This window comes from Streptomyces sp. CGMCC 4.7035, from assembly GCF_031583065.1.
Classification (GTDB): Bacteria; Actinomycetota; Actinomycetes; order Streptomycetales; family Streptomycetaceae; genus Streptomyces; species Streptomyces yaanensis.
Window position 1 is genome coordinate 7,896,034 of sequence record NZ_CP134053.1, and the last position, 26,008, is coordinate 7,922,041.

The 26,008-nt window shown below is 71.8% G+C and carries 17 protein-coding genes, 2 tRNA genes, 1 other RNA gene and 1 pseudogene; 4 read left to right on the forward strand and 17 right to left on the reverse strand.

Annotated elements, in window-relative coordinates:
- The first annotated feature begins 20 nt into the window (after positions 1–20).
- The 3 genes from Q2K21_RS34800 to Q2K21_RS34810 all read left to right on the forward strand — a co-directional run bounded on the left by Q2K21_RS34800 (position 21) and on the right by Q2K21_RS34810 (position 1,983).
- On the forward strand, positions 21–1,268 hold the full coding sequence (locus tag Q2K21_RS34800) for a sensor histidine kinase (protein ID WP_310780148.1): 1,248 nt from the start codon (positions 21–23) through the stop codon (positions 1,266–1,268).
- A complete protein-coding gene (locus Q2K21_RS34805) occupies positions 1,265–1,885 on the forward strand; it encodes a response regulator transcription factor (RefSeq protein ID WP_310780150.1) in 621 nt (206 codons plus the stop codon). Before Q2K21_RS34800 ends, Q2K21_RS34805 begins: the two co-directional genes overlap by 4 nt.
- A gap of 22 nt (positions 1,886–1,907) precedes the next feature.
- Positions 1,908–1,983: transfer RNA gene (locus Q2K21_RS34810), tRNA-Gly, on the forward strand.
- A gap of 103 nt (positions 1,984–2,086) precedes the next feature.
- Here Q2K21_RS34810 and Q2K21_RS34815 read toward each other — a convergent pair.
- From Q2K21_RS34815 to ffs, 6 genes are all read right to left on the reverse strand, one after another.
- Positions 2,087–2,986, reverse strand: coding sequence for a phosphoribosylaminoimidazolesuccinocarboxamide synthase (locus Q2K21_RS34815; RefSeq protein ID WP_310780152.1), 900 nt, complete (start codon positions 2,984–2,986; stop codon positions 2,087–2,089).
- Between the two features lie 98 nt (positions 2,987–3,084).
- Complete coding sequence (locus Q2K21_RS34820; protein WP_310780154.1) at positions 3,085–4,584, reverse strand: N,N-dimethylformamidase beta subunit family domain-containing protein; 1,500 nt, start codon at positions 4,582–4,584, stop codon at positions 3,085–3,087.
- 491 nt (positions 4,585–5,075) lie between these two features.
- Positions 5,076–7,007 (reverse strand): hypothetical protein, encoded by a 1,932-nt coding sequence (locus tag Q2K21_RS34825; RefSeq protein WP_310781386.1) that lies wholly within the window; start codon positions 7,005–7,007, stop codon positions 5,076–5,078.
- A gap of 655 nt (positions 7,008–7,662) precedes the next feature.
- Positions 7,663–8,919, reverse strand: a complete 1,257-nt coding sequence (gene purD, locus Q2K21_RS34830) for a phosphoribosylamine--glycine ligase (RefSeq protein ID WP_310780156.1) — start codon at positions 8,917–8,919, stop codon at positions 7,663–7,665.
- Positions 8,920–9,092: 173 nt separating this feature from the next.
- Positions 9,093–11,405: a DNA polymerase III subunit gamma and tau gene (locus Q2K21_RS34835; protein ID WP_310780158.1), complete on the reverse strand. Its 2,313-nt coding sequence runs from the start codon at positions 11,403–11,405 to the stop codon at positions 9,093–9,095.
- Between the two features lie 97 nt (positions 11,406–11,502).
- An RNA gene (ffs, locus tag Q2K21_RS34840) (signal recognition particle sRNA small type) lies at positions 11,503–11,599 on the reverse strand.
- 72 nt (positions 11,600–11,671) lie between these two features.
- Here ffs and Q2K21_RS34845 point away from each other — a divergent pair.
- Positions 11,672–11,759 (forward strand) — tRNA-Ser (locus Q2K21_RS34845).
- Between the two features lie 79 nt (positions 11,760–11,838).
- Here the strand turns inward: Q2K21_RS34845 and Q2K21_RS34850 are convergent.
- The 11 genes and pseudogenes from Q2K21_RS34850 to Q2K21_RS34900 form a co-directional block, all read right to left on the reverse strand.
- A pseudogene (locus Q2K21_RS34850) lies at positions 11,839–12,128 on the reverse strand (tyrosine-type recombinase/integrase); the annotation flags it as partial.
- Between the two features lie 171 nt (positions 12,129–12,299).
- On the reverse strand, positions 12,300–13,811 hold the full coding sequence (locus Q2K21_RS34855; protein WP_310780160.1) for an FAD-binding oxidoreductase: 1,512 nt from the start codon (positions 13,809–13,811) through the stop codon (positions 12,300–12,302).
- Between the two features lie 269 nt (positions 13,812–14,080).
- Entirely contained in the window at positions 14,081–14,989 is a 909-nt protein-coding gene (locus tag Q2K21_RS34860; RefSeq protein ID WP_386275922.1) for a DUF3152 domain-containing protein, read from the reverse strand.
- 335 nt (positions 14,990–15,324) lie between these two features.
- The gene (locus Q2K21_RS34865) at positions 15,325–15,930 is read right to left on the reverse strand and encodes a hypothetical protein (protein WP_310780162.1); all 606 of its coding nucleotides are present in this window, start codon (positions 15,928–15,930) and stop codon (positions 15,325–15,327) included.
- 907 nt (positions 15,931–16,837) lie between these two features.
- Entirely contained in the window at positions 16,838–19,177 is a 2,340-nt protein-coding gene (locus tag Q2K21_RS34870; RefSeq protein WP_310780164.1) for an ATP-binding protein, read from the reverse strand.
- Between the two features lie 131 nt (positions 19,178–19,308).
- The gene (locus Q2K21_RS34875; RefSeq protein WP_310780166.1) at positions 19,309–20,100 is read right to left on the reverse strand and encodes an Fpg/Nei family DNA glycosylase; all 792 of its coding nucleotides are present in this window, start codon (positions 20,098–20,100) and stop codon (positions 19,309–19,311) included.
- A 153-nt stretch (positions 20,101–20,253) separates the two neighbouring features.
- The gene (locus Q2K21_RS34880; protein WP_310780168.1) at positions 20,254–21,444 is read right to left on the reverse strand and encodes a serine hydrolase domain-containing protein; all 1,191 of its coding nucleotides are present in this window, start codon (positions 21,442–21,444) and stop codon (positions 20,254–20,256) included.
- Between the two features lie 129 nt (positions 21,445–21,573).
- Entirely contained in the window at positions 21,574–22,230 is a 657-nt protein-coding gene (locus Q2K21_RS34885; protein WP_310780170.1) for a response regulator transcription factor, read from the reverse strand.
- On the reverse strand, positions 22,227–23,321 hold the full coding sequence (locus tag Q2K21_RS34890; protein ID WP_449343594.1) for a sensor histidine kinase: 1,095 nt from the start codon (positions 23,319–23,321) through the stop codon (positions 22,227–22,229). The genes Q2K21_RS34885 and Q2K21_RS34890 overlap by 4 nt, the downstream gene beginning before the upstream one ends.
- Before the next feature lie 219 nt (positions 23,322–23,540).
- Positions 23,541–24,584, reverse strand: a complete 1,044-nt coding sequence (locus Q2K21_RS34895) for a medium chain dehydrogenase/reductase family protein (protein WP_310780172.1) — start codon at positions 24,582–24,584, stop codon at positions 23,541–23,543.
- A gap of 228 nt (positions 24,585–24,812) precedes the next feature.
- A complete protein-coding gene (locus Q2K21_RS34900; protein ID WP_310780174.1) occupies positions 24,813–25,910 on the reverse strand; it encodes a hypothetical protein in 1,098 nt (365 codons plus the stop codon).
- Positions 25,911–26,008 lie beyond the last annotated feature (98 nt).

Genomic DNA, 26,008 nt, shown 5'->3' on the forward strand with positions numbered 1-26,008 from the left:
ACTGGGGGGAAGAGGGACTTATGCGCAGGCCGGGGGGCTGGTGGCGGAGCAAGAGCACGCCGGAGAAGGTGGAGACGTACACACGCTGGTCGTTTCACTTCTTCGGAGTCGTCGAGGTCGCGGGACTCGGGCTGCCGGTCCTGGGCACGCTGGGGCCGTGGCTCGGCGGAACACTGCTCGGCCTGGTGGTGCTGCACGCCACGGCCTGCATGGTGACGGTGTCCCGCGCGGTGGACTGGACGCGCGGGCGGCGTCCACAGCCGGTGCGGCTGCTGTGGACGCTGACCGCCCTCACCGCCGTGATCGCCGTCACGGCGGTCGGCATCGCGCAGCACGGGCCGGCCGGTGACGCCGTCGACAGCGCGGCAGGCGGTGTCTTCGGCGCCGTGCTGGTCATCTCGGCCGGGGTCATCGCGCTGGGGGTGCGCGAACGGCGGCGGGTGTACGCGATCGTGGGCGGTTTCGCGTTCGGCGCCGGAGTCATCTCGTTCCCGCTGGGCGTGCCCGGGCCCGCCACCCTGCTCACCACGGTGGGCGTGTTCCTCGGCGCCGGTTTCCTCGCCTTCAGCGCCGTCTTCTCCATCTGGCTCCTCAACGCGGTCTACGAACTCGACGAGGCCCGCGAGACCCGGGCGCGACTCGCCGTCGCCGAGGAACGGCTGCGCTTCGGCCGGGACCTGCATGACGTCATGGGCCGGAATCTCGCCGTCATCGCGCTCAAGAGCGAGCTCGCCGTCCAGCTGGCGCGGCGCGGACGTCCCGAGGCCCTGGAGCAGATGACCGAGGTGCAGCGGATCGCGCAGGAGTCGCAGCGGGAGGTCCGCGAGGTCGTGCGCGGCTATCGCGAGGCCGATCTGGGGGCGGAACTGGCGGGTGCCCAGGGCGTGTTGACGGCTGCCGGAATCGACTGCACGGTCTCCGGGTCGGCCGACGGGCTTCCGGCGCCGGTGCAGTCCGCGCTGGGCTGGGTCGTGCGGGAGGCGGCGACGAACGTCCTGCGCCACGGGGACGCCGCGCGATGTGCCGTGTCCCTGCACGTGGCGGATGAACGGATCACGCTCAACGTCGAGAACGACGGGGCACCGGACGGCAGACAGGGAAGGGGATCGGGACTCGTGGGACTGCGCGAGCGGCTGTCGGAGGTCGGGGGCACCCTGCGGGCCGGGCCCGCGGGTGACGGGGTGTTCCGGCTGACCGCGGAGGTGCCGCTGCCGCCGCCCTCGTCGTCTCCCGTCGCCCCGGGCCCGGTGGGGGAGGTGGTCTCATGACGTCCGTGGCACCGATCCGCCTGCTGCTCGCCGACGACGAGCATCTGATCCGGGGGGCCCTGGCCGCGCTGCTGGCGCTGGAAGAGGATCTTCTGGTCGTGGCCGAGGCGGCGACCGGACCGGAGGCGCTCGCGATGGCGCGGGCGCACTCGCCCGATGTGGCGGTCCTGGATCTCCAGATGCCGGGGGCCGACGGTGTGAAGGTCGCCACATCGCTGCGGGCCGAGCTGCCGGAGTGCCAGGTGCTGATCGTGACCAGTCACGGGCGGCCGGGGCATCTGAAACGGGCGCTGGAGACGGGTGTGCGCGGGTTCGTTCCGAAGACCGTCAGCGCCCGGCAGCTGGCGGAGATCATCCGTACGGTCCATGCGGGAAACCGGTATGTGGACCCCGAGTTGGCCGCCGACGCCATCGCCTCCGGGGATTCTCCGCTGACCGCCCGGGAGGCCGAGGTGCTGGAGTACGCGGCCGACGGAGCGCCGGTCTCGGAGATCGCCGAGCGGGCCGCGCTGGCGGAGGGGACCGTGCGGAACTACCTGTCGTCGGCCGTCTCCAAGCTCGGGGCCGAGAATCGTCATGCCGCGGTGCGTCTCGCGCGCGAGCGAGGTTGGGTATAGTTGCTCTCGCGCAGCGCGCAGTGCGGACGTAGCTCAGTTGGTAGAGCGCAACCTTGCCAAGGTTGAGGTCGCGAGTTCGAGCCTCGTCGTCCGCTCCATGGGAAAGCCCCCCGGCCCAGGCCGGGGGGCTTTTTCGTGTGCACCCGAGGATGCCGGAGCCGGTGGGCTCGGGGCCCGGCGAGCCGCCGGGCCCCTCGACGGCTACGACCAGCTGACGCCCGTCAGACGCTCGTACGCCTCCACGTACTTCGCCCGGGTCGCCTCCACGATCTCCTGTGGCAGCGGCGGCGGGGGCAGCTCGCTCGCGCGGTCCCAGCCGGAGGCGGGTGAGGTCAGCCAGTTGCGTACGAACTGCTTGTCGAACGACTGCTGGGCACGGCCCGGCTCCCACAGGTCGGCCGGCCAGAAGCGGGACGAGTCCGGGGTGAGAACCTCGTCCGCCAGCACGAGAGCGTCGTCCTCGAAGCCGAACTCGAACTTGGTGTCCGCGAGGATGATCCCGCGGTCGCGGGCGATGTCACGGGCCCGGCCGTAGACGGCGAGGGTCGCCTGTCGCAGCTGGGCGGCGGTCTCCGCGCCGACCTGGCGGGCGACCTCCTCATAGGAGACGTTCTCGTCGTGCTCGCCGACCGCGGCCTTGGTGGCCGGGGTGAAGATCGGCGCGGGCAGCTCCGAACCGTCGACCAGGCCCTCGGGGAGGGCGAGGCCGCAGACGGTGCGGGACTCCTTGTACTCGGCGAGGCCCGAGCCGGTGAGGTAGCCGCGGGCCACGCACTCCACGGGGACCATCCGCAGGGACTTGCAGACGAGGGTGCGGCCGGCCCAGTCGGCCGGGGCACCGGGCGGAAGTTCGGTGCTCAGGACGTGGCTGGGGACCAGGTCGGCGAGCTGGTCGAACCACCAGAGCGAGAGCTGGGTGAGGATCCGGCCCTTGTCCGGGATCTCGGTCGGCAGCACCCAGTCGAATGCGGACGTACGGTCACTGGCGACCATCACGAGGTCGCCCGCCTCGTTCTGGTACAGGTCGCGCACCTTTCCGGTGTGCAGATGCACCAGCCCCGGCACCTGGACGGGCTCGGGCTTTTCAACGAATCCGGACACGGTTCCTCCCCGTGGTTCTCTCCAATTGGCTCGATTCTCCCGTATGCGGGGAGCGAACCGTTCCGCGGGGCCGGTGCGGGTCGGAGTCGATGTCGGATTCAGTCCCGTTTGCAGATGCGGTCGAGGAGGTTCGCGGTGGCCTGCTGGATCCGGGTGTCCACGTGGCCGGGGCGGTCCAGTGCGGGGGACCAGGCGAACGTTCCGGACGCGAAGATCAGGGCGCCGGAAGGGGCTCGGTAGAGGGAGGTCTCCTGGTGGCGCAGGACACCCTCCCCGTCCCGGTACGGGGAGTGGGCGAGCAGGATGCGGCCCTGGTGCTCGGGCAGCGGCGCGCGTGGGAAGTAGCGGTCGGCCTCTCCGGCGACCATCCCCGCGAGTTCTTCGCCCTCGTCGGCACCGGTCGCCTCCCACAGCCAGTGGTCGGCGTTGCGGACGACGAGGGGGTGGGGTTCGGGCACGCGGCCCGCGTACTGAATGCCGATCATCTCCTGCTCGGGACGGTCGATTTCCCGCCACAGCGCGGACTTTCCGGGCCCGCGGCGCTTGCGGCAGGTGAGCAGACGGTCGGCGACGCCGGACGGGGACGGGCCCAACTCCACCTGCCAGTACATGGTGTTGGCGGAGAGGAAGACGAGCGAGGTGCCGTTCTCGCGGGCCAGTTCCACGGTGCGGCGCATCTGCGTCGACCAGTACTCGTCGTGGCCCGGGAAGACCAGGCCCCGGTAGCGGGTGGGGTCGATGCGGCCGGCGTGCAGATCGCGGGCGTCGGCGTAGGCGAGGTCGTAGTGGTAGCGCTCGGCCCAGCGGATGAAGTCGTAGGCGTGACCGACGTGCAGGGGGAGGCCGGCGCCGGCGTACGGGCGGTCGAAGGAGACCGTGGTCGCGGCGTCCGCCTCGCCGAGCAGGCGACCCTGCTCGTCCCAGGCGTGATAGAGGCTGGCGCCGGTGTGGCCGTCCTCCGGATAGAGGTTGTACGCCTGCCAGGTGATGTCGGGCAGCAGCAGGAGCAGGTCGGCCGGGCGGCCGTCGCGGACGGTGAACGGCACGTGGGAGCGGTAGCCGTCCGCGGTGGTCAGGACGGCGACGTAGGCGCCGATGCTCCAGTACGACGGGATCTGAAGCCGCCAGGAGAGCCACCAGTGGTGGCAGGAGACCGTGCGGTCGGCGGTGAGCGGGGGCGGCTGGACGATGCCGGAGAGCCGGGGGCTGGTGGTGATCTTGGATGCCCCGTCGCCGTCGTAGTGCCCGATCCGGTACACGTCGACGCCGAACTCCTGGGGCGGGTCGACGGTGATGTGGAAGTCGATGGCCTCGCCCGGGGCGACGGCGCCGGTGGAGGTGAAGCCCTTGATCTGGCGGTGGACGTCGTCGGCGGAGCGGGGGCCGCTGGTGCGGGGCGCCGGGATGCGCGCTCCTTTGCGGCCCTGGGACGGGACGTGGGGCGGGGCCGGATCCACGTACCAGGGGACCACCTGGCCGGTGTCGTCGAAGTACGTCTCGCTCCCCCGGAGCCAGGGAACCGGGCCCTGGCCGAAGGGGTCCGTCACCGCGTGCGCGAAAGCACCCGACTCCCAGCGGCGGATGTGCTCCGACCCCATGCGATGTCCCCTCCCTCGTCCCCCCGCGAGCCCTCGCAAGCCCTTGCCTCGTGCGCGAACGGTCCCAGCACATCACAATATGCACGCACTCCGTCACCGTTCGTCGCAAATTGATGTGAACGGAGTGGGAGGCTCCGGCCAGGGGTCGGGGTTGCGGAGGCCAGGTGGGCGGCATTGCCGCAGGTGAGTGGGGTGGTGGTCGCCGAGGGGCCGGGGCCGGGGGTGGGGTGGTGGACGCCGAGGGGCCGGGGCCGGGGGTGGGGTGGCGGACGCCGAGGGGCCGGGGCCGCGGGCGGAATGGCGGACGCCGAGGGGCCGGGGCCGCGGGCGGAATGGCGGACGCCGAGGGGCCAGGGCCGGGGGCGGAATGGCGGACGCCGAGCGGCCAGGGCCGCGGGCGGAATGGCGCACGCCGAGCGGCCAGGGCCGCGGGCGGAATGGCGCACGCCGAGGGGCCAGGGCCGGGGTGGGGGCGGTCGGGCACCCGGGTCTCATACCAGCCGGACCGGTTTCTCGGGGCGTACGCCCAGACGGACGAGCCAGGTGCGCAGCGGGGCCGGGTCGCCCGCCTCGACGAGGCTGAGGACGCGGGGGGCCAGATCGGCCGCGCGTTCGCCCCTGACCAGGAGGGACGGGCCGTCCAGCCAGTCGAGGCCCGGTGCCGCTCCGGCCGTGTCCGTCGCGGCACAGCAGACCATCGCGGTGACGTGGTCGACGAGCAGTTCGCGGCCGGTGCGGGGTGGCTGGAGCGGGAACAACGGGAGCACGCCGTCGTCCCACAACGTCCGGTCCGGCCCCGGCGGCTGCCCGGCCCCGACGCCGACTGTCGCCCCGGCGGCCGCCTCCTCCCGTGCCATCTCGGCACTCAGCCCGGCGGCGAGGGCGGCGGTCCGCCCACAGGCGACTGCGCCGTCGTCTTCGTCGCCGTAGGTGCCCCCGCCGACAGGGGAGCCCTCGGCCTCGAGTGTGCCCCGGTCGCGCAAGGCCTTCCCGCCCGGCTCAACCCGCTCGGCACCCTCGGCCTGCTCACCCCGCTCGGCCCCCGTCCTCTCACCAGGTATGGCACCGCCGGTGCCACGCGCAACGCCCGGCGTGCCGACGCCCGCACCGGTACCCGCCCCCGCGCCCGTCCGGACCGTCAGATACTCCAGCACCCGGTCCAGCGTCGGCCCGTCCGCGCCGGGTGTCGTCCTTTCCGTGGCGTGGCGAACGCCCAGGCCGTCCAGGACACGGTGGAGACGGGCCGCGTCCATGCGCCATTTGCGGTCGACGACCTCGTCCGGGTACTCCTGCCAGCCCACCGGAGCCCAGTCCCGGCCGGACTCGGCCGGACCCCCGTGGAAGAGGCGGGCCGCGAGCAGCGACGCGGCTTCGTCGATCGCGCCGGGTTCTTCGAGCAGGTCGCAGGCCGGCCGCTCACCCAGGCGGGAGGCGAAGCCCTCGGCCAGACGGTCCCGGCGCGACAGCTCCGTGAGCGCCGCGACCACGCCCGCGTCCAGGCGGGACGGCCAGCGGCCCATCCGCCAGGCCGGCAGCGCGACCCGGGTCAGGAGCCGGTCCCAGCCCGCGTACGCCAGTCCCACCTGCTCCTGCGCGACGATCCGCAGACCGTAGTCCACAGCCTGTGCACGCTCGGCCGCGGCCGCCGCCACCCCCCGCTCCATCTCCGCCGCGTGCCCACGGCAGCTCCGCAGCAGCAGACGGGCCACCCAGCCCACAGCGGCCATGACCGCACGGGTCAGGGGGCTGTGCGCGGGCGCCGACGTCACGGCCACGGCCGCGTCCAGCCCTCGTACGAAACGACGCGCTGCGGCTATGTCCGGGTGCGCCGACGGTCCCGTACCGGCGACGACCGGGGCGAGGACCGCGCGCAGCTCACCCACCCGCATCCACCACAGGAACGGTGAACCGATGACGAGCACGGGCGCGGTGGGCGCGCGGTGGTGCCGGGCGGCCCACAGGACGCGTATCCCCCGCAGGCCGCGTATCGCCTCCCCCGAGGCGGTCGGCGGCGGGCCGTGGGCGGGATGGGTACGGTCCTCCAGCCAGCTGTCGCAGTCCGGGGTGAGCGCTATCGCGGACGGGGCGGGGACGTCGAGGCGATCCGCCAGGTCCCGGACCATCCGGTACAGATCGGGGGCCGCGGCCTCGGTGATCGGGACCGTCGGGCTCATGGCCGGCCGGGCGCGGGCGACGACGAGGGCGATACCGGCGGCGGAGAGCAGGACGACCGCGGCTGTACCGATCATGATCGAGCGCGCCGTCCCCCACTGCTCACCGCTGATATGGCCGGTGGAGCCACCGACGAGCAGCACGACGGCGACGGCGGCGGGCAGCAGGGCGACGGCCAGCGCCCTGCTGCGCACCCGCAGCACGGCGAGGGCCCTGGAGCGCGCGGCCTGCGCGCCCGCTTCCACACCCATACCGGTCACGACCGGACGTCACCCCCTCTGTCCCGCCTCAGTCCGACGCGACGCCCGCCGTGACGGTCGCCGTCACGGAAGTCGCCGCCGGATGCCCGTGCGTTGCTCACTCCCCCACTGTGGCACCCGCCACTGACATCGCAATGCCGGTGGGCCAAGTGCCGGAACGCTTGCGCCGCACCCTAGTTGGGGCTCCTGCACTCGTCAGCCGGACGGATTACTGATCACCCGATGGAATGGCTTTGGGGAAAGGTGGATGACGCAGGGCGAGGATTCAGACCCCGTTTTCGCGCTCGGCCCGCCGGATTCCCCCCAACAACATCCCCAGCGCGCGACACGGGCCCCGAATCCTGAGACGGATTCGGGGCCCGAGGGGTTCATCGCCCGGCCGGGGCACGGCATCGCATCGCGGCGAGGCGCGGCCGGGGCACGGGGCGCGGCGAGAGCGGCCGGGGGCAGGGGGCAGGGGGCGCGGCAACGAGTGGTTGAACCACGACGTCGGGGCGCGACGCGCGGCCCGAACCGCCACGTCGGGGACGACGCGCGGCCGGGGCACAACACGGTGCGCGACACGCGGCCGAACCACCACGTCGGGCGCGACACGCGACCGAACCGCAGGTCCGCGGCGAGGCGCGCCCTGACTACGACGTCGGCCTCAGACGTCGGCTCCCGCCGCCTTGGCCGCGATGTCCGTACGGTGCTGGGAGCCGTCGAGCCCGATACGGCCCACGGCCGCGTACGCGCGCAGGCGTGCCTCGGTGAGGTCCGCGCCGGTCGCCGTGACGGACAGCACACGTCCGCCCGCGCTCACCACCGCGTCGCCCTCCTGCCGGGTACCGGCGTGCAGGACGTACGCGTGCGGGGCGTCCTGGGCCGCCACCTCGTCGAGCCCCGTGATCGGGTCGCCGGTGCGCGGGGTGCCGGGGTAGTTGTGCGACGCCACGACCACGGTGACGGCGGCATCGTCGCTCCAGCGCAGGGGCGGGAGGTCGGCGAGGGTGCCGTTCGCCGCGGCCAGCAGCACGCCCGCGAGCGGGGTCTTCAGCCGGGCGAGCACGACCTGGGTCTCGGGGTCGCCGAAGCGGGCGTTGAACTCGATGACCCGTACGCCGCGCGAGGTGATCGCCAGACCCGCGTACAGCAGGCCGGAGAACGGGGTGCCACGGCGGCGCATCTCGTCGACGGTCGGCTGCAGAACCGTCTGCAGGACCTCGTCGACCAGCTTCGGGTCGGCCCACGGCAGCGGCGAGTACGCGCCCATGCCGCCGGTGTTCGGCCCCTCGTCGTTGTCCAGGGCGCGCTTGAAATCCTGGGCGGGCTGGAGCGGGAGGACCGTCTCGCCGTCGGTGATGGCGAACAGGGACACCTCGGGGCCGTCGAGGAACTCCTCGATGACGACGCGCTCACAGCCGGCCGCGTGTGCCTTCGCGGCCTCCAGGTCGGCGGTGACGACGACGCCCTTGCCGGCCGCGAGGCCGTCGTCCTTCACGACGTACGGGGCGCCGAAGGCGTCGAGCGCCTCCTCGACCTCCTCGGCGTTCGTGCAGACGTACGAACGGGCGGTGGGCACGCCCGCGGTCGCCATCACGTCCTTGGCGAAGGCCTTGGAGCCCTCCAGCTGCGCGGCCTCCCCGGACGGGCCGAAGACGGGGATCCCGGCCTCGCGTACGGCGTCGGCGACACCCGCGACGAGCGGCGCCTCCGGGCCCACGACGACCAGTTCGGCGCCGAGCTCGGTGGCCAGCGCGGCCACGGCCGTTCCGTCGAGGGCGTCGACCTGGTGCAGCTGGGCCACCTCGGCGATGCCCGCGTTGCCGGGGGCACAGTGCAGCGCGGTGACGTCGGGGTCGAGGGAGAGAGAACGGCACAGGGCGTGTTCGCGGGCGCCGGTACCGATGACGAGGACCTTCACGGGATCAGCCTAACGGGCGCGGACCGGTGGCCTTGTGGGGGCCACCGAAGGGGGGTGGGGCAGGGGTTTGTGGGTTCGTCCAAGAGAAGGGGCTCCGTACTCGCGGCTCTGCACCCGCGGCGCCCTGCTCGTGACTCCTTACGCGTGGCTCCTTACTCGTGGCTCCTTACTCGTTACTCGTTCGAGAACTCCTCCACCACCGTCGCCCCCAGCTCCTTGACGATCAGTTCATGGCCCGAGAGGGCCGACTCGTCGAGGTCGGGGTCGTCGTCCTCCGGCATGTCGTCCTCGGGGGCGACCACGTGCCGCTCCGGGGCGGGCGGCGAGACCGGGGCCGGGGCGGGTGCCGCCGGCGCCGGGGCGGCCGGGCGCGCTGCCGGAGCCGGCTGCTGCGGCGCGGGGCGCGGCGCGGCCGGTGCGCCTCCGCCGTAGCCTCCGCCCCCTCCCGCGTTGAAACCTCCGCCGCCGAACCCGGAGCCCCCCGCTCCCGTGGCCGGGGCTGCCGAGCCGCCCGACGGGTCGACGATCGCCTCGACCTTCCACTGCACGTTGAACTGCTCGGCCAGCGCCTGTCGCAGTACGTCCTCGCTGCCGCTGCTCGCGAAGTTGTCCCGCGCGCCCGCGTTCACGAAACCGAGCTGGAGCGTCGTGCCGTCGAAGCCCGTCACCTGCGCGTTCTGGCTCAGCAGGATCCAGGTGAAGCGGCGACGGTTCTTCACCGCCTCCAGGATGTTCGGCCAGAGCATGCGGGGGTCGAGCGCGCCGTGCGCCGGTGCGGGAGCCGCGGCCGGAGCGGACGCGGAGGGTGCCGGCGCGGCGGGCGCCGACGGGGACGCGGGCGCGGTCGGTTGCGCGGGCGGCGTGGTGGGCTGCCCCCCGCCGGCGGGCGCGGCCGTGGGCCAGCCGCCGGGCCGTCGGCCGCCGCTCCCCGCGGAGGCGGCGGTGGGCCAGGCACCGGGAGCCGCGGGAGCGGGAGCGGCAGGCGCCTGCGGCTGAACGGCCGCAGGGGCGGCGGGAGGAGCGGAAGCGGCGGGGGCGGACTCCGGCGCCGCGGGTGCCGGCCCCGGAACAGACGTCGTCCCCCCGGTGTCGTACGACCCCGGGCCACCGGCGCCCGCAGCCCCGTACGCACCCGCACCCGGACCCGCCGGGCCACCGGCCGAACCGGACGCACCGCCGGCACGCACCGCGGCACGGGCCGCCGCGGCCCCGCCGGCGGGCGGAACGGGCGCCGCTCCCTGCGGCACCGGCCCCCCGGTCATTCCTCCGTGCACCTCGGGCCCCGGCACGTATCCCATGGCGGGCCCGGCGCCGCCGCCGGAGAAGCTGACGCCCCGCTCCAGCCGGTCCAGTCGGGCCATGACCGACCGCTCGTCGCCGTAGGCGGCAGGGAGCAGCACGCGCGCGCAGATCAGCTCCAGCTGGAGGCGGGGCGAGGTGGCCCCGCGCATCTCGGTCAGCCCCTCGTTGACGAGATCGGCGGCGCGGCTGAGCTCGGCCGGCCCGAAGACGCCCGCCTGGGCCTGCATCCGTTCCAGCACGTCGGCGGGGGCGTCGATGAGCCCCTTCTCGATGGCGTCGGGAACGGCGGCCAGGATCACGAGATCCCGCAGCCGCTCCAGCAGATCGGCGACAAACCGCCGCGGATCGTTCCCACCCTCGATGATCCGGTCCACGACCTCGAAAGCGGCGGAGCCGTCCCCGGAGGCGAAGGCCTCGACCACGGAGTCGAGAAGCGACCCGTCCGTGTAGCCGAGGAGCGAGGTGGCCATGGCATACGTCACACCGTCGGCGGCCGCGCCCGCCAGCAGCTGGTCCATGACGGACATGGAGTCACGTACGGATCCGGCGCCCGCACGCACGACGAGCGGCAGGACCCCGTCTTCGACCGGGATCTTCTCCTTCTCGCACACCTCGCCGAGGTAGTCCCGGAGGGTCCCCGGCGGCACGAGCCGGAAGGGATAGTGATGCGTACGCGACCGAATGGTCCCGATGACCTTCTCGGGCTCGGTGGTCGCGAAGATGAACTTCAGATGCTCGGGCGGCTCCTCGACGACCTTGAGCAGCGCGTTGAAACCGGCCGACGTGACCATGTGGGCCTCGTCGATGATGTAGATCTTGTACCGGCTGCTCGCGGGCCCGAAGAAGGCCTTCTCCCGCAGGTCACGGGCGTCGTCCACACCACCGTGGGAAGCGGCGTCGATCTCGATGACGTCGATGGATCCCGGCCCGTTCCTGGCCAGGTCCTGACAGGACTGGCACTCCCCGCACGGCGTCGGCGTCGGCCCCTGCTCGCAGTTCAGGCACCGGGCCAGGATCCGCGCACTGGTCGTCTTCCCGCAGCCGCGCGGACCGCTGAACAGGTACGCGTGATTGACCCGGTTGTTCCGCAGCGCCTGCTGCAGCGGGTCGGTGACATGCTCCTGCCCGATGACCTCGGCGAACGACTCCGGGCGATAGCGGCGGTACAGCGCGAGAGACGACACGCATACGAGGTTATAGGCGCCCACCGACAACGCGCCCCGCCCGAGCCGCTCCCCGGGGCCGACCCTCGCACCCCCTGCCCGGCCCCTGCCCAGGAACGCAGAAGACCCCCCACGCACCCGCCAGAGCCGACCTACCCTTGCTGCCTTCCGGCCCTGGGGGAGTTCAGTCAGATAGCGCCGCGTGAGGGGCTGAGCCCAAGCCTACCCGATCGCCGGGGGCCGAACGAGTTCGCTAGCACTCCCCAACGTCATGTAATGTTTCCGGCGGAGGATTCGCCTAGAGGCCTAGGGCGCACGCTTGGAAAGCGTGTTGGGGGCAACCCCTCACGAGTTCGAATCTCGTATCCTCCGCCAGTGCCTCACCGGGCACGATGTCGAAGGGCCCCACCGCATGCGGTGGGGCCCTTCGACGTTGTCCGTCTCAGTTTCCGTCTCAGTTCGTTTTCGGGAGCTCCCAAAGTGCGTCGCCGACTTGCTGCGCGACTTTGCGGAGCATGGTTCCCGTCACATGCATGTACCGGGCGCGCATCCGGGCCCCTCCCCCGGGCTCCCATCCCATGATCGAGTCGATCACGACGTCAGGGACGCCAAGGATCAGGAGGACGGTCGCGGCGGTGTGGCGAGCGTCATGGAGACGGCCGCCTCGCCCGCGTCCCGCAGAAGCCTCTTCCAGACGTGGAAGTCGGTGTTCGGGCTCAGCGGCCCGCCGACCGGCGACGCGAAGCGTGTTGGGGGCAACCCCTCACGAGTTCGAATCTCGTATCCTCCGCAGCCGCCCAGCAGGGCAGACGAAGGCCCCGACCGGTTCGCCGGTCGGGGCCTTCGTCGTGTTCCGCCCCAACCCGTGATCGCGTCGACCCCGACGTCAGGGACCCTTCTCCGCGCTGACGCAGGTCACGCGCGCTCGTGCCGGAGTGACGCGGGCGGGATGCTCTGCTCGTACTGGAAGACGTTGTGGGGGTCGTACTTCGCCTTGATCTGGCGGAGCCGGTCGAAGTTGGATCCCCAATAGGCGGTTTCCCAATCCTGCTGCCCGACGTTCGGCACGTTGACGTAGGCTCCGTTCACGTAGGGCCGCAGCGCCTGGCTGAACTCGGCGATCCAGGCCTGGGCCTGCGGGGTGAGTGGGTCGCCGACGCCTGGTTGATCTCCACGAGTCCCCCAGCCGACGCCGGGCTCGGAGTAGAAAAGCGCGTCGCGATGCACGAACGCGGCGCCGCCGCGAGGGCTCCTCCTGGCCGCCCCGCCGAAGGCCTGGGTGAAGAAGTTGCTGTCATCCGTCGGGGCGTCCCGCATGAACGAGGCGATCACGTCGATCGCTTCCTTCGGGAACGGCTTTCTGGTGAACTGCGAGAAGAACTTCCAGTTCGCGGGTTCGTCCTTGGTCGGAGTCTGGAATCCCGCATATACGTCACCCCAGTTGCCTTCCTGCACCGAGACCCGGGGCTTCCCGACCGACAGAATCGGGGCCAGCAACTCCTTCGTCTCTTCCGGCGATCCTTCCGCGAGAACCGCGAACAGCAGGGTCTGGGGTTTGTGGATCTCAAGCTGGGTTCCGAGGCGATTTTCGGCGACCGGCGCCGTACGCTGCCATGCGTTGAAAATCCCATGCAGGTCCCCGAGGCCTTCCCACGTCGCCTGCAGATAAGTGACGCTCTTCAGCGGAGCCACTTTGTAGGTGAGCGACGTGACGATCCCGAAGTTTCCGTTTCCGGCCCCGCGGAGCGCCCAGAGCAGGTCCGCGTGGTTCCTCGAATCCGCCCTGATCACCTTGGCGCACTCGGTACCCGACGGGACGACGATCTCAGCCCCCACAAGGCTGTCGCAGGCCAGGCCGAGCCAGCGGGTGAGGAAGCCGAATCCGCCGCCGAGCGTCGCACCGGCCAGGCCTACGCTGCCCTCCGTTCCGGTCGTCACCGCCAGGTCCTGCTTCGCGAGCCTGGTCACCGCTTCCAACTGGTTGAGCCCGGCGCCGACCGTCGCGATACGAGAGTCGGTGTCGATGCGGACCGACTTCAACTCGCTGATGTCGATCACGATGCCGTTGTCCACGTTCGACCAGCCCTCAAGGCTGTGGCGGCCGCTCCGCACCCGCAGCGCGACGTCATTCTGCCGCGCCCATGTGAGGGCGTTGACCACGTCCTGGGTGTTCTGGGCGAAGACGACGACCAGCGGATAGTGAGAGAAGAGCTGGTCCCAGCCGAGCCTCGCATCCCTGTACCCGGGAGCGTCGGGGTGGACGACGCGGCCGGTCAGCTGCGCCGGCGGACACTTCACTCCCCCGGGCCCTTCACTCGCGGCGCTCGCGCCCCCGGTCTCCACGGCCGTAACACCCGGGACGACGACCGCGCCGGCGCCGGCGACCGCCGTCGCCTTGAGCAGGCCGCGACGAGAAAAGTCGTGCATGGTCCGTATCCTCTCGACCGGACTACGCCAGAATTTCAGCTAATGTTACTCGAAACACTTATCGGGGGCGGTCACGAATTAGCCCATCCGTGTGAATCCGGCGGGCTTGATATTCAACCTGCCGGGGCGATTTCGGGTCGCAAAAGTACACGTCGAAACGTTTTATTGCCGTGAAGTTCAGCATGTGACAATTTCCCTCACCCGGCCTCAATCGGGGAAGGCTCGGAAAGCATTGCCATCTTCTTGATCTGAATCCGCCGACAGCTCGCTCAGGGCACGGAAGGGCCGCTGATGTAGTGGCCTTTGCGGTCGTAGGGCCAGGCGTTGGCGACGCAACCCTTCAGGCCCTTGATCTGCTGCATCATCGCCGGGGCGGGGCGTCCGGGACCGGGGCAGGTTTCGTGGCCGTGGCCGATGAAGTGGCCGACCTCATGATTGACGATCAGCGCACGGTACTCGCCGACCGGCCCGTCGAACTCCGGGGAACCGCTCACCCACCGCTTGAGGTTGACCATGACATCGGTGCTGACGGTGCAGTTGACCTTGCCCTTGGTCCGCAGTCCCGCGGCACCGCAGACCTCGTCCACCGTGCCCGGAGTGGCGATCTTCACCACGAAGTCGTAAGAACCCGAACCGACCAGCTGAAAGGAGTGGATGCCGTCGCGGGTCCAGCCTCGACGGTCGCCCAGGACCGCGGAGATCTCGGCCGCGGCCGTCTCGGGAGAAATGTCGATGCCGTCCTCGACGAGCACCTTGTAGCGCCGCAGCCGGCTGCCGTGACCGACGACCTTTCCGCTGGTGTGGGCGGTGCGGAAGGTGCCGGGGCCCGTGGCGGGGACGGTGATCACGGAGGCGCTGGGGCTCGCGGACGGAGAAGCGGGGGCGCCCCCGGGATGGGTGGACGGGCCCGGTGATATCACCGGGCGGGCTGCGTTGCTCGCCCGGTCCGCGGCATCCGAGGCGTCGGTCGTCCGGTCGTGCGTCACCGGGTTGTACCCGAACGCGAGGGCGATGCCCGCGGAAACCAGCACGGCACCCAACGCCATACCGACCCGGACCGCACGGGCACTGCGCCTGCGGAAACGCCCGCGAAGGCGGGTTCTGCGGCTGTGACCTCCTGGTGCGGCTCCGCCGGAGCTGGAAGTGCGGTCGTACGGGTCGGCTGTGGGCTGCTCCACGCGGCTTCCTTTCTGGTGCTCGCGCAGGAGGACGGACGGACGGGTCCTGCCGTTCCTCCGCAGCGGTCCGGAGTGGCACCACATCTGTTGGCCCGGCTGCGCTCGGAGATCAGCCAGGGATGATGTGCCCCTGCCTCGCGGAACCGGTCGGGGCGAGCGTGGACGTCATGCGCTCGATGATCATGGCGTACGCATGTGAGGAAGTTGTTGTGGGGCGTACGCATGTGCGAAAGCCGTTATGGAGCCGCTGGTCAGCCAGGGTCCGGCCGTCGGCTCGCCTTTCGGACGCCGCCCGCGGGAGCGGGCGGCGTCCGGCGCCGTGCGGCTCTGTGGCCTCAGGCTGTGCGGGGTGAGGCGGGCCCAGGGCCGGCCGTGGGGACGACCGTGTAGGAGAAGCGCCCCCAGCCGCCGGCCCTTCGCAGGGCCAGTCCGAGGCGGCCGAGGTGCGGCTCCAGTCTCGGCATGCGTGCACGGAGGGCGGCCCTGTTCAACGGCTGCTCGGCCGACCCCAACAGGCGGGTCAGATCGTGGCAGCACCAGGGGCCGGGGTCGGCGAGGACGAGATTCAGCAGGACTCTCTGCGACGCCTGCGCGGGAAGCAGGTGAGCCGGCAGGGGGTCCCGCTTCCGTGACCGGCGGACGTGCGGTCCCCTGGCGATCCACCGCTGATCCGCCGTCAGCCGGGCAGCCAGTTCCTCGATCGGCATGCTGCGGGCCAGGACGTTGGTCGCACCCGCTTCGAGGAGCGCCGCATGACACGTGTCGTCGGGCGCGAGGACCGTCACCGGCGCCAGCCGTCGCAGAATGCCGACGCGCTGTGCCAGTTCATGCACGCATCCTTCGTCCGGCACGTCCAGAACCGCCAGCGGGTGCGGTCGTCGGGTCAGGAGCTCCCCGTAGGCGTGCAGCGTGCCCCAGGGGTTGACCACCGGTGGCAGCAACTGTGTTCTCCGCGCGTCCCTCAATAGCCGACGGCTCCGCTCCCGGTCGAGGGAGATCACCACACACGGCACAGCCGGGGTGTCCGCCCCGTCGACATCGACTGATTCAGCCGATTCAGCCGATCTGGGCCGTTCGTCCTCGACCGCGGGCGGCAAGGCGCTCGACTGTGGGAAAGGAATCACGACACCTGGGTGTCCTTGCATCGTCTTTTGTGTCCCTCCGCTGACCGGCGTTGCACAGGCCAGCTGTCGGTCTTGACGGGTTTCTCGCCCTGCTGGCCGACGACCGCGGTGCCGCATGACGGCGGTGCCGCATGAAGGCGGTGCCGCCGAACAGAGTTACGGCAGGCGGCGTCGACAGCGTCGGGGATCTCAGGCATGCCGGGGGTCTTTCCGGCTGCCTCGCAGAGCGCCGAGGCGTACGCGGGTGGTGTCCCCGCCGGGGATCCCTAGCGGGTCCGCTCGGCCACCAGCGCGATGAAGAGATCGGGGGGAAAGAGGCGTGGTAAACCGCTCCGGGAAGCCCGGGGAGTTCGAGGAGTCCGAGGAGTCCGAAGGGTCCGAAGGGTCCGAAGGGTCCTGGAAGCTCGGGGAGTCCAAGGACTCAGAAGTGTCCTGGAGACCCGGGGAGTACGGCGGCTCGTGTCGTACACGATCGGGGCGGCCTCGCCCACCACGGCCCGGCGGCCGTCACCGGGCGGGATCGCCGCACCCGGCACCTGGGCGACGGTCATTGGCACCAGCGCCCTTTCCGCCGCGTCACACCGGTCGTGAGCACCAGACTCAACCGTAATCTTCCCTCCGCCCATGAAACGGCGGAGACCAGCCGCTTTCGCCGCCAGAAACAAGCCAAGCAGCCGGGATTTGCGGATACCAGGCACAAGACAGGCAGAAAAGAAGGCTGAACTCAGTCGTCGCAGTGAGCGAGTTGCTGCCGGGCCTTGGTGACGGACTCGGGATCGGCGGAAGGTCCGAGGGACAGACAGCGGGTGAACGCGTCCCGGGCCTCGGTCCCGTGTCCGGCGGCCAGCAGGGCTTTCCCGAGGTGGACGAGAGCACGGCTTTCCAGGCCCGTGTTGCCGCTGTCGCGGCACAGGCCGACCGAGGTACGCAGATGGTCGATCGCCTCGTCCCAGCGTCCTGTGCGAGCGCAGGCGCCACCCGCGCACATGTGCAGGGAGCCCCGGGTGACCTGGGCCACGTGGGGTTCGATGCGATCCCCGGCCTGATCCATGAAGGCAAGCGTGTTCAGGAAGGAGTCGAGGGCTGCCTCGACTCGGCCCAGCTCCATCTGGGTGATACCGCTGCTGTGCATGGCGTGCAGCATGCCGTGCAGGTCGCCGACCGCCTCGAAGAGCCGGGCGGCCCGGTGGTTGTGGTCGGCGGCCGACTCGAAGTCCTGGAGCATTTGGTGGGCCCAGGCGGCATAGGCGTGGGCCCAGGCCTGCTGGGGCAGGTCGTCGGCGCGTTGCGCGGCGGCGAGGGCCTCGGCGGAGCGGGCGAGGCTGTCGTGGTGGCGTCCCTCGCACATGAGCAGTGCCCAGGCGTGGTAGTTGAGCTGGGTGGCCTCCAGGAGCGGATCGCCGAGGGCCTGCGCGCTGCGGGCGGCGGTGCCGAACACCTCGGGCCAGTGGCCCCAGAAGATCCACAGGTCGGAGAACCAGTGCATGGCCTCGGCCACCTCCACCACGGTGGCGTGCTGTCCGGCGGTCGCGGCCGCACGCAGCGCGGCCAGCCAGTTGTCGCCCTCCGCCTGAAGCCACTCCCGGGCCCGGTCGGCGGTGGAGAGGTCGACAGTGCCCCGCCGGCCGGGGGGCGGTGCGCCATGCTCGGGCTCGTACCAGCGGCCGGCCACGACGGCGGTCTCCAGCAGCCAGCGGTGCATCGCCGCGCGGGCCCGGGTGGCGTCCTCGGCGCTCTCCTCGGCCTCCAGGCGGGACCGGGCGAACAGCCTCAACAGGTCGTGGAAGCGGTAGCGGTCCCGCTCGGTGCCCAGGAGTCCGGCCTCCACCAGCTCCTCCAGGGTGTCCTCGGCCTCGAAGAGCGACTGTCCCGTCAACCGGGCGGCGCAGGCGGCCCCGACGTCCGGACCCTCGACCAGGGCGAGACGCCGGAACAGGCGGGCCGCCGCGGGGGTGAGCTGGCGGTAGGACAGATCGAAGGCGGCCGAGACACGGACGTCTCCGGCCGCCAGCGCGTCCAGGCGCCGCTCCTCGAAGGCGAGTCGGTCGGCGAGACGGCGCACGCTCCAACCGGTGCGGGTGGCCAGCCAGTTGCCCGCCACCCGCAGCGCCAGCGGCAGGTGGCCGCACCGCTGGGCGACCTCCGCCAGCGCGGCCGGGTCCGCATCGCAGCGCTCCGCGCCCACCAGACCGGTGAGGAAAGCGGCCGCCTCCGCCGCGCCCAACTCGCCGAGCGGCAGACGGTGCACGCTCTCCAGGCCGGTGAGCATCCGCCGGCTGGTCACCACCACCATCCCCGCACCGGCGCCGGGCAACAGCGGGCGGACCTGGGCCTCGTCACGGGCGTTGTCGAGCACGAGCAGGCACCGCCGGTCGGCCAGCAGGTGCCGGTACAGCGCGGGGTGGCCCTGCGGTCCGGCCTTCGCCAGGACCCGGTCGGCCACGCCGAGCGCCTTGAGCACGCCCGCCATCAGTTCGGCCGGCTCGGGCGGAACGTCGTCCATTCCGCGCAGGTCCACCACCAGCTGCCCGTCCGGGAACCGGTCGGCCAGCTCCCGGGCGGCATGCAGCGCGAGCGTCGTCTTGCCCGTGCCGGGAGGGCCTGACACCGCGGCCACGACGGGCTGTTCGGCGCCCGGCCGCACCGGCTGCCCGTCGGCCGCTGCTCCGGGGTCCGGCTGTCCAGCCGACAGGTGCCGGTCGGCGGACAGGTGGCGCCTCGCTGCCATGTCGGCGAGCTCCGCCAGTCGGGCCAGCTCCGGCTGACGGCCCACGAAGTCGTGGATACCGCGTGGGAAGGCCCGTACCCCCGGCGGACTGTACCCCGGGCAGCGTCCCGCCCGAGCGGCCGCGAGCAGCCGCTCCCGGTCCTTCTCGTCCAGCCCCAGGCCGTCGGCGAGCGCGGCCACCGTACGCCGCTGCGGAGCAGCCCGCCGCCCTCGTTCCAGATCCCCGATGCCCCGCACACTCACGCCCGATGCCTCGGCCAGGCCTTCGATCGTCAGGGACGCACCCAGCCGCAGCTCGCGCAGGAGCGCCCCGAACGCCGCGCTCTCTTCGGCCACCGTGCTCCCTCGTGCGTGCCGCCCGAGCGGGGATGCCCGAGCGCGATCACGAGGATATTAGGTGGCCGGATTTTCCCAGTAACCCAAGAGCGGTCGACATCTTCGGCTTCGAAGATCAAGTCAAGGACGGCTCAGTCCCCGTCCGGCTGGCAGTGCGGACACCACACCGTGCCGCGGCCTGCCATACGGGTCCGGCGCAAGGGGTTGCCGCAGCGCGGGCAGGTCGGGACCGGGTCGTCGCGGTGGCCGGTGAGCCAGGAGTCGCGGGGCGGGACGCAGCCGGTGGGGACTGCGGAGCGCAGGGTGCGGCGCATGTGTGTGTACAGGCGACGGCGCTCGTCCTCGGTGAGATCGCCCGCCCGGCGGGTGGGGCGCAGCCTCGCCCGCCACAGGATCTCGTCGGCGAGCAGATTGCCCAGTCCGGCCACGACGGACTGGTCGGTGAGCACGGTCTTGACTCTGCCGCGGCGCGAGGAGAGCGCGTCCTCGAACTCCGCACGGTCCACCGCCAGCGCGTCGGGGCCCTGGCGGTCCAGCATCCGTGCGACATCGCGGTCGTCGCCGGCCAGCCAGAGGCCCTGAAGTTTGCGTTGGTCGCGGTAACGGAGCTGCCGGCCGCCGCCCACGGTGAACAGGACGCGGTCGTGCGCATCGGCCGCGTCGCCGGGACGGCCGCAGACCAGCCGACCCGTCATGCCGAAGTGCAGCATGAGGGTGGGGCCGTCGCCCGTCGGGGCGAGCAGCCACTTCCCGTGCCGCTTCGGCTCGGTGAATCGCCGGCCTTCCAGCGCGTCGCGCAGCCGCCGCACGCTCACCCCGTGCAATACGCCCGCGTCGCGCACCTCGACACGTTGGATGACCCTGCCCTTCGCACAGGACTCCAGCACCTTCCGGAATCCCTCGACGTCCGGCAGCTCGGGCATGGATCCCAGGGTCCTCCGGAATGCTGTGCGACGCGACGCGAGTGGCCCCGACCGGTTCACCGGTCGGGGCCGTCGTCGTGTTCCCTCTCGCCTGCGCCCTCGGGTCCCGGGCCTCACAAGCGCACCCCCGTGCCCGGGCCGGCGCGCCCTCGTTCAGGAGTTCTGCATCGCGGCCAGGAAGATCGGCACCTTGCGGGGGTTGCCGGAGGCCGACTTGGCGTCGGTGGATCCGACCGAGAAGACCAGGGTCCGGTCGATCCGGCCGTAGGCGTCCAGCGTGGCGCCCATCCCCGTGAGGTAGCCGTAGCGTTCGCCGGTCTTGCCGTAGGCGACGGTGCCGTCGGGAAGCACCAGGCGGGTGAGCCCCATGGTGTACGCGGCGGGGTCCTCGCTGTCGTACATGGTGATGCCCTTGGGGGCCTGGAGCATGTGGTGGAGCTGGGCCTTGGGGACGACCCGGCCGCTGAACAGCGCCACGGTGAAGCGCTCCAGGTCGGCGGCGGTGCTGATGATGTCTCCCGCCGCCCAGCCGGCGGAGACGTTCCAGTCGGTGACGTCGACCAGCCCGCCGGGGGTGCGCTGGTAACCGAGATTGTGCGGCCCGTGGATGTGCGGGTCGTCGCCGGGGTAGTAGGTGTCGCGCATACCGAGCGGGTCCAGGATGCGCCGCTGGACCTGGTGCTCGTAGGAATCCTTGGTCACCTTCTCGATGAGCAGGCCAAGGACGGTGTAGTTGATGTTGAGGTAGTGCTGCTTCTCGCCGGGGGTGAACTCCAGCGGGTGGGCGGTGGCGGAGGCCACCATCTGCAACGGGGTCGTCGTGTCGAAGCGGTGGGCGTACTGGTCCTCGAAGGAGTCCCCGGGGCCGTCGGCGGCCCGCAGTCCACTGGTGTGGTTGAGCAGCTGGGCGACGGTGATCGCCGGGTAGTCGGCGGGAAGCAGCCCCGGCAGGTAGTGCTGGACGGGGCGGTTCAGGGCGACCCTGTGCTCCGCGACGAGTTGCAGGACGACGGCCGCGGTGAAGACCTTGGTGGTACTCCCGGCGCGGAAGCGGCCGTCGGCCAGCACCGGCTGCCCCGATGCCACATCACGGACGCCCGCGGCGCCCCGCCAGCTGCCGGCCCGGCCGCTGACCCTGATGACCGCGGAGGTGGCGTCGTCGGCCGGCAGGTCGGCGATCGTCCGCTGGAGGGCCGCGATGTCCAGGCCGGCCAGGCTGGACGCCGAGGCCGTCCGTGCCGAGGCGGTCGGTGCCGTGTGCGCCATGGCCGGGACGGCGACCGGGCCCGCCGCGACGGCCAGGGCGATGGCGGCGACCAGAGCGGTGCGGATCGGGGTCTTCATCGGTGCGCTCCAGGAGGGGAGTCGGGGTCGGTCGGGAACGACTTCCATCCTGGTGATCAAGCCCTTTGGGCGGATCGCCGGAGCGAGCGATCTCCGGCGGCCCGCGGCTCCCCCGCGCGGGGGAGCCGGTCACCCCGCGGTGACCAGGCCGGTCTCATAGGCGCAGATGACCGCCTGGATGCGGTCGCGCAGTCCGAGCTTGGTCAGCACATTGCTCACATGCGTCTTGACGGTGTGCTCACTGACCACCAGCTCCGCGGCGATCTCCGCGTTGGACAGGCCCCTGCCGAGCAGTTGGAGGGTCTCCCGCTCCCGCGTGGTGAGCACGGCCAGCCGGTCGGGCCGCGGCGCGGCGGTCTGCCGGGGTCGCCGTACGAAGTCCTCGACCAGGCGGCGGGCCACCGAGGGCGATAGCAGTGAGTCGCCCGCGCTCACCACTCGGACCGCGTGGACCAGGTCGTCCCGGCGGACGTCCTTGAGCAGAAAGCCGCTCGCCCCGGCATGCAGGGCGTCATGGACGTACTCGTCGGAGTCGAAGGTGGTCAGGACGAGCACCCGGCAGTCGGTCTCCCGGCAGATGGCCCTCGCCGCCTCGATGCCGTCCGTTCCGGGCATACGGATGTCGAGCAGCGCCACGTCGGGGGCATGCCGGCGCACCGCCTCGACCGCCGTCGCGCCGTCCCCCGCCTCGGCGACCACCTCGATGTCCGGCTGGGCGTCGAGGATCATCACAAAGCCGCTGCGGACCAGTTCCTGGTCGTCGGCCACCACCACACGGATCGTCACTGTCCCACCCCGAGAGTCACAACCACCTCGAACCCCTTGCCGCCCGGCCCCGGCCCGGTACGGGCGGTGCCGCCGTGTGCGGCGGCACGCTCGCGGAGGCCGATCAGGCCGTGGCCGCCGCCCGGACCGGAGGCAGCGGGCCCCCGGCCGTCGTCGGTGACGGTGATGCCGAGCGTCTCACGGCCGTAGTCGAGCCGGACCGCGACCCGGTCGGCGGCCGCGTGCTTGACGACATTGGTCAGGGCCTCCTGCACCACGCGATAGACGGTGGCCTCGGTGTCCAGCGGCAGGGGCCTGACCACGCCGGTGGTGTCGTACGAGACGGCGAGCCCGCTGCCCGACACGCGCTCGAGCAGCGCGGGCAGTTCGGCGACGACGGGCTGCGGCCCCCGTGGGTCACCGGCGTCCTCGCGCAGCACGCCCAGCATCCGCCGCAGCTGGACCATGGCCTCCCGGCCGGTCTCGGAGATCGCGTCGAAGGCTGCCTCGGCCCGGTCGGGGTCGGTGCGTACCGCGACCGGTCCGGCTTCGGCCTGCACCACCATCAGGGCGACGGAGTGGGAGAGGACGTCGTGCATCTCCCGGGCGATCCTGGCCCGTTCGCGGACCACCGCCTGTTCGGCGGCCCTGCGCTCGGCGGCCGCGGCATACGCCTGGCGGGTGCGGGTCAGGGTGCCGAGGGTGCAGGCGCCGAAGAAGACGATCAGGGTGAACAGCAGTTCCCGGACCTCGCCCGTGTTGACGGCCACGCCGACCGCGATCAACGGCACCGCCAGCACCATCATCGCGATGCGCGCGCGCCGTGGGGAGAGCGCGGCGACGGTGTAGACGGCCACCAGTGGGGCGTACGGCAGGGGCTGTCCCGGGCCGTCGAGGGCCAGCCGGTAGCCGAGCCCCGCGAAAGAGATGGCGCAGAGCACGGAGAGCGGTGCCCGCCTGCGCCACACCAGCGGCAGCACGCCCAGGGTCGTCACCGCGTACGCCGACCAGGTCGCGGGCGGTAGTTCGGGACCCCGGGGGACGACGAACGGCATGGTGACGGCCAGCTGCACCAGCAGCGTGATGCCCAGGTCCGAGGCCGACGGGGGCAGGGTCCGCAGCCTCCGTAACAGGCGAGCGCCGTGGCTCGTGGGGTTGGCCTGATGAGGGCGGTCGAGGCCGTCGAGGACGCGCCGCGGACCTGAGGTGCCGGCCGGTCCGGGCCGCGGACGCCGCCATGGGTGGCGGACGGGTCCGCCGCGCGTCATCTCGGAGAGGATCTTCGACATGCCGCCCATCGTGCCCTGCCGCCGCCCCTCTACTCGTTCCCTCTACTCGGTCGTGGTGGCAGGAACGATCACGATCTTGCCGACGGCCGTGCCGGATTCGGCGTGGCGCAGGGCGGCGGAGGCCTGGTGGAGCGGGTAGACCCGGTCGATCTTCGCCTCGATCGCTCCGGAGCGGAGCAGAGCGAAGATCTGTGCGAGGTCCTCGCGCAGTTCCGCGCGGTACTTCTCGGGACGCCGCGCCTTCCCGGCCCACAAGTTGAAGAAGTGGGCGCCGCGCCGGTTGGGCAGGACGTTCCACAGGCCGAGCCTGGCCAGGAGCTTGAGCACGGTGATCATCCCGTTGCCGGCCTGGTCGCGGGTCGATGCGCTGCCGTAGGACACCAGGGTGCCGCCCGGCGCGAGCATCCGCCAGGAGTCCTTGATGCCCTTGCCGCCGACGTGGTCGAAGACGGCCGCCACGCCCTGGGGCGCCAGTTCACGGACCCGTGCGGCGATGTCGCCGCGGTAGTCGACGGGCAGGGCGCCCATGGCGGCGACGGCCTGCTGGTTGCGGGCGGAAGCGGTGCCGATGACGGTGATGCCGTTGCAGCGGGCCAACTGCACCAGCACGCTGCCGACGCCGCCGTTGGCCCCATGCACGACGATGGTGTCGCCGGGTCGGACGTGCGCCGTGCGGTAGAGCATGCGCCAGGCGGTCGCGCCGTTGGTCACCACGGTCTCGGCGTCCGCGGCCGCCACTCCGTCGGGAACGGGCACCAGGTCGGCCGCGTCCAGCAGGACACGGTCCGCCCAGCCGCCGGTCTTGGTGAGGGCGGCGACGCGCTGTCCCACGGAGAGCGCGGTCCGTCCGGGCACTGGAGGTCCTACCTCCTCGACGATGCCGACCAGGTCGTAGCCGGGGACGAAGGGGAAGGCCGGCATGTCGTAGTACTTGCCCCGGCGCATCTGCTGTTCGGCGAAGGTGACCCCGCTGGCCTCGATCCGGACGACGGCCTGACCGGGTGCGGGCCGGGGCAGCTCCCGTACCCGAAGCCGCAGGCTCTCGGGCTCTCCGACGGCGGGAAGAACGATCTCGGTGGCTTGCATGGCTGCTCCTTCTGAGTAGTACCGGGGCTTCCTGAGGGTGAGGTCGAGGAAGACAGAGATAGAGTGGTTCATCACTCACTCTTTGCCCCTACGAAAGGGCGGCAGTCAATCCACGTGGAACCGAACGGCCACCCGGGAGGCGGAAGCGGGTCAGTAAGGGGTTTGTGTGAGTAGCTAACCACTCACACTCGAGGCCGTCAACACCGATGCGGTGGGAACCGCGAGGGCTCAGTTCAGCACCGTCGCGACCAGCACCAGAACCAGTACGGCCACAGCCACCGCCGCCGAGCCGATGGCCGTGAAGTGGACGACCCGCTGCCGGGAGGGGCGTTCGACGACCTCGATGCCCGTGCGGGACGGGAACGCGAAGTAGACACGGTCCGGGTCGGCGTGGGCCGTCACCCGGGCCAGGGGCAGATGGCGGAGGGTGACCCGGCGGCCGACCTCGTTCTCCTTGACGGACAGGTGAGGGGCGATCATCGCCCGGTGTTCCGGGGCCAGGTCGTCCGGGAGTTTGTCCGTCGTGCTCGTCAGGGTCGTCCCGTGCCAGTGACCCTTGGCGGTGGCGTCCCTCGGCCGGCGAAGGTACAGGGGTGCGGGCTCTTCCACCGTCTTGACCTCGGGGGCGTGGCTGATCACCGCGCCGGTCCAGGTCGTGAACAGACCGGCGCCCCCGCACTGCACGTGCTTCACCCGGCCCGCGCCCTTACAGGACTGGCATTCGACGAAACCCGCCCCCTTGCAGACGGTGCAGTCCGTGCGGCCGCGGCCGAGGCATGTGGGGCAGGCAGAGTCCGGACGGTGGCAGCGTACGCAGCGAACGCGTTGCGGAGCGCCCGCGGGGCGGGGTTCCGTCGGTTTGCCGCGCGGTCGGGGGCGGCCGGTGCCGTCACAGTCCCAGCAGGCGTCGATCCCGCCGCCGCAGCCGTCGCACTTCACGAACTCGGGGCATGCGCGCCCGCCGCGCCCCCGGCACGCCACGCACTCCTTCCGGCCGCCCTCGCAGCCCTCGCACGGCACCTCGTCGAGCGAGCCCAGCAGCACGAGCTCCAGCCTCTGTGAGGTGTCCGGGTCCGCGGGCGGGTCGACCGGGTGTTCGGCGAGGTCGGTGTACGTCGGGCGCTCGGCCAGATCGGCGCGCCGGCCCTTGTCCTTCATCGAGCGTTCGTCGCGTGTCTCGATACTGCGGACGATGCGGCAGTCGAGCAGGGACTGCCAGGAGAGGTCCGCCGTACCGGGGGACGTGAGGCGCGCGCTGATCCCGTGGCGGGAGACGTGTTGTTCGACGGCCCGGAGTATCTCCTCGGCGGACGGTTCCCTGGCCAATGCCGCCCCCTCCTCGACGGATACGGAAGGGCAGCAGGGTAGGAGCCGCGTCGGCAGCCATCAAGAGGGCCTTTTCGGCACGCGGTGCGACGAGGGCG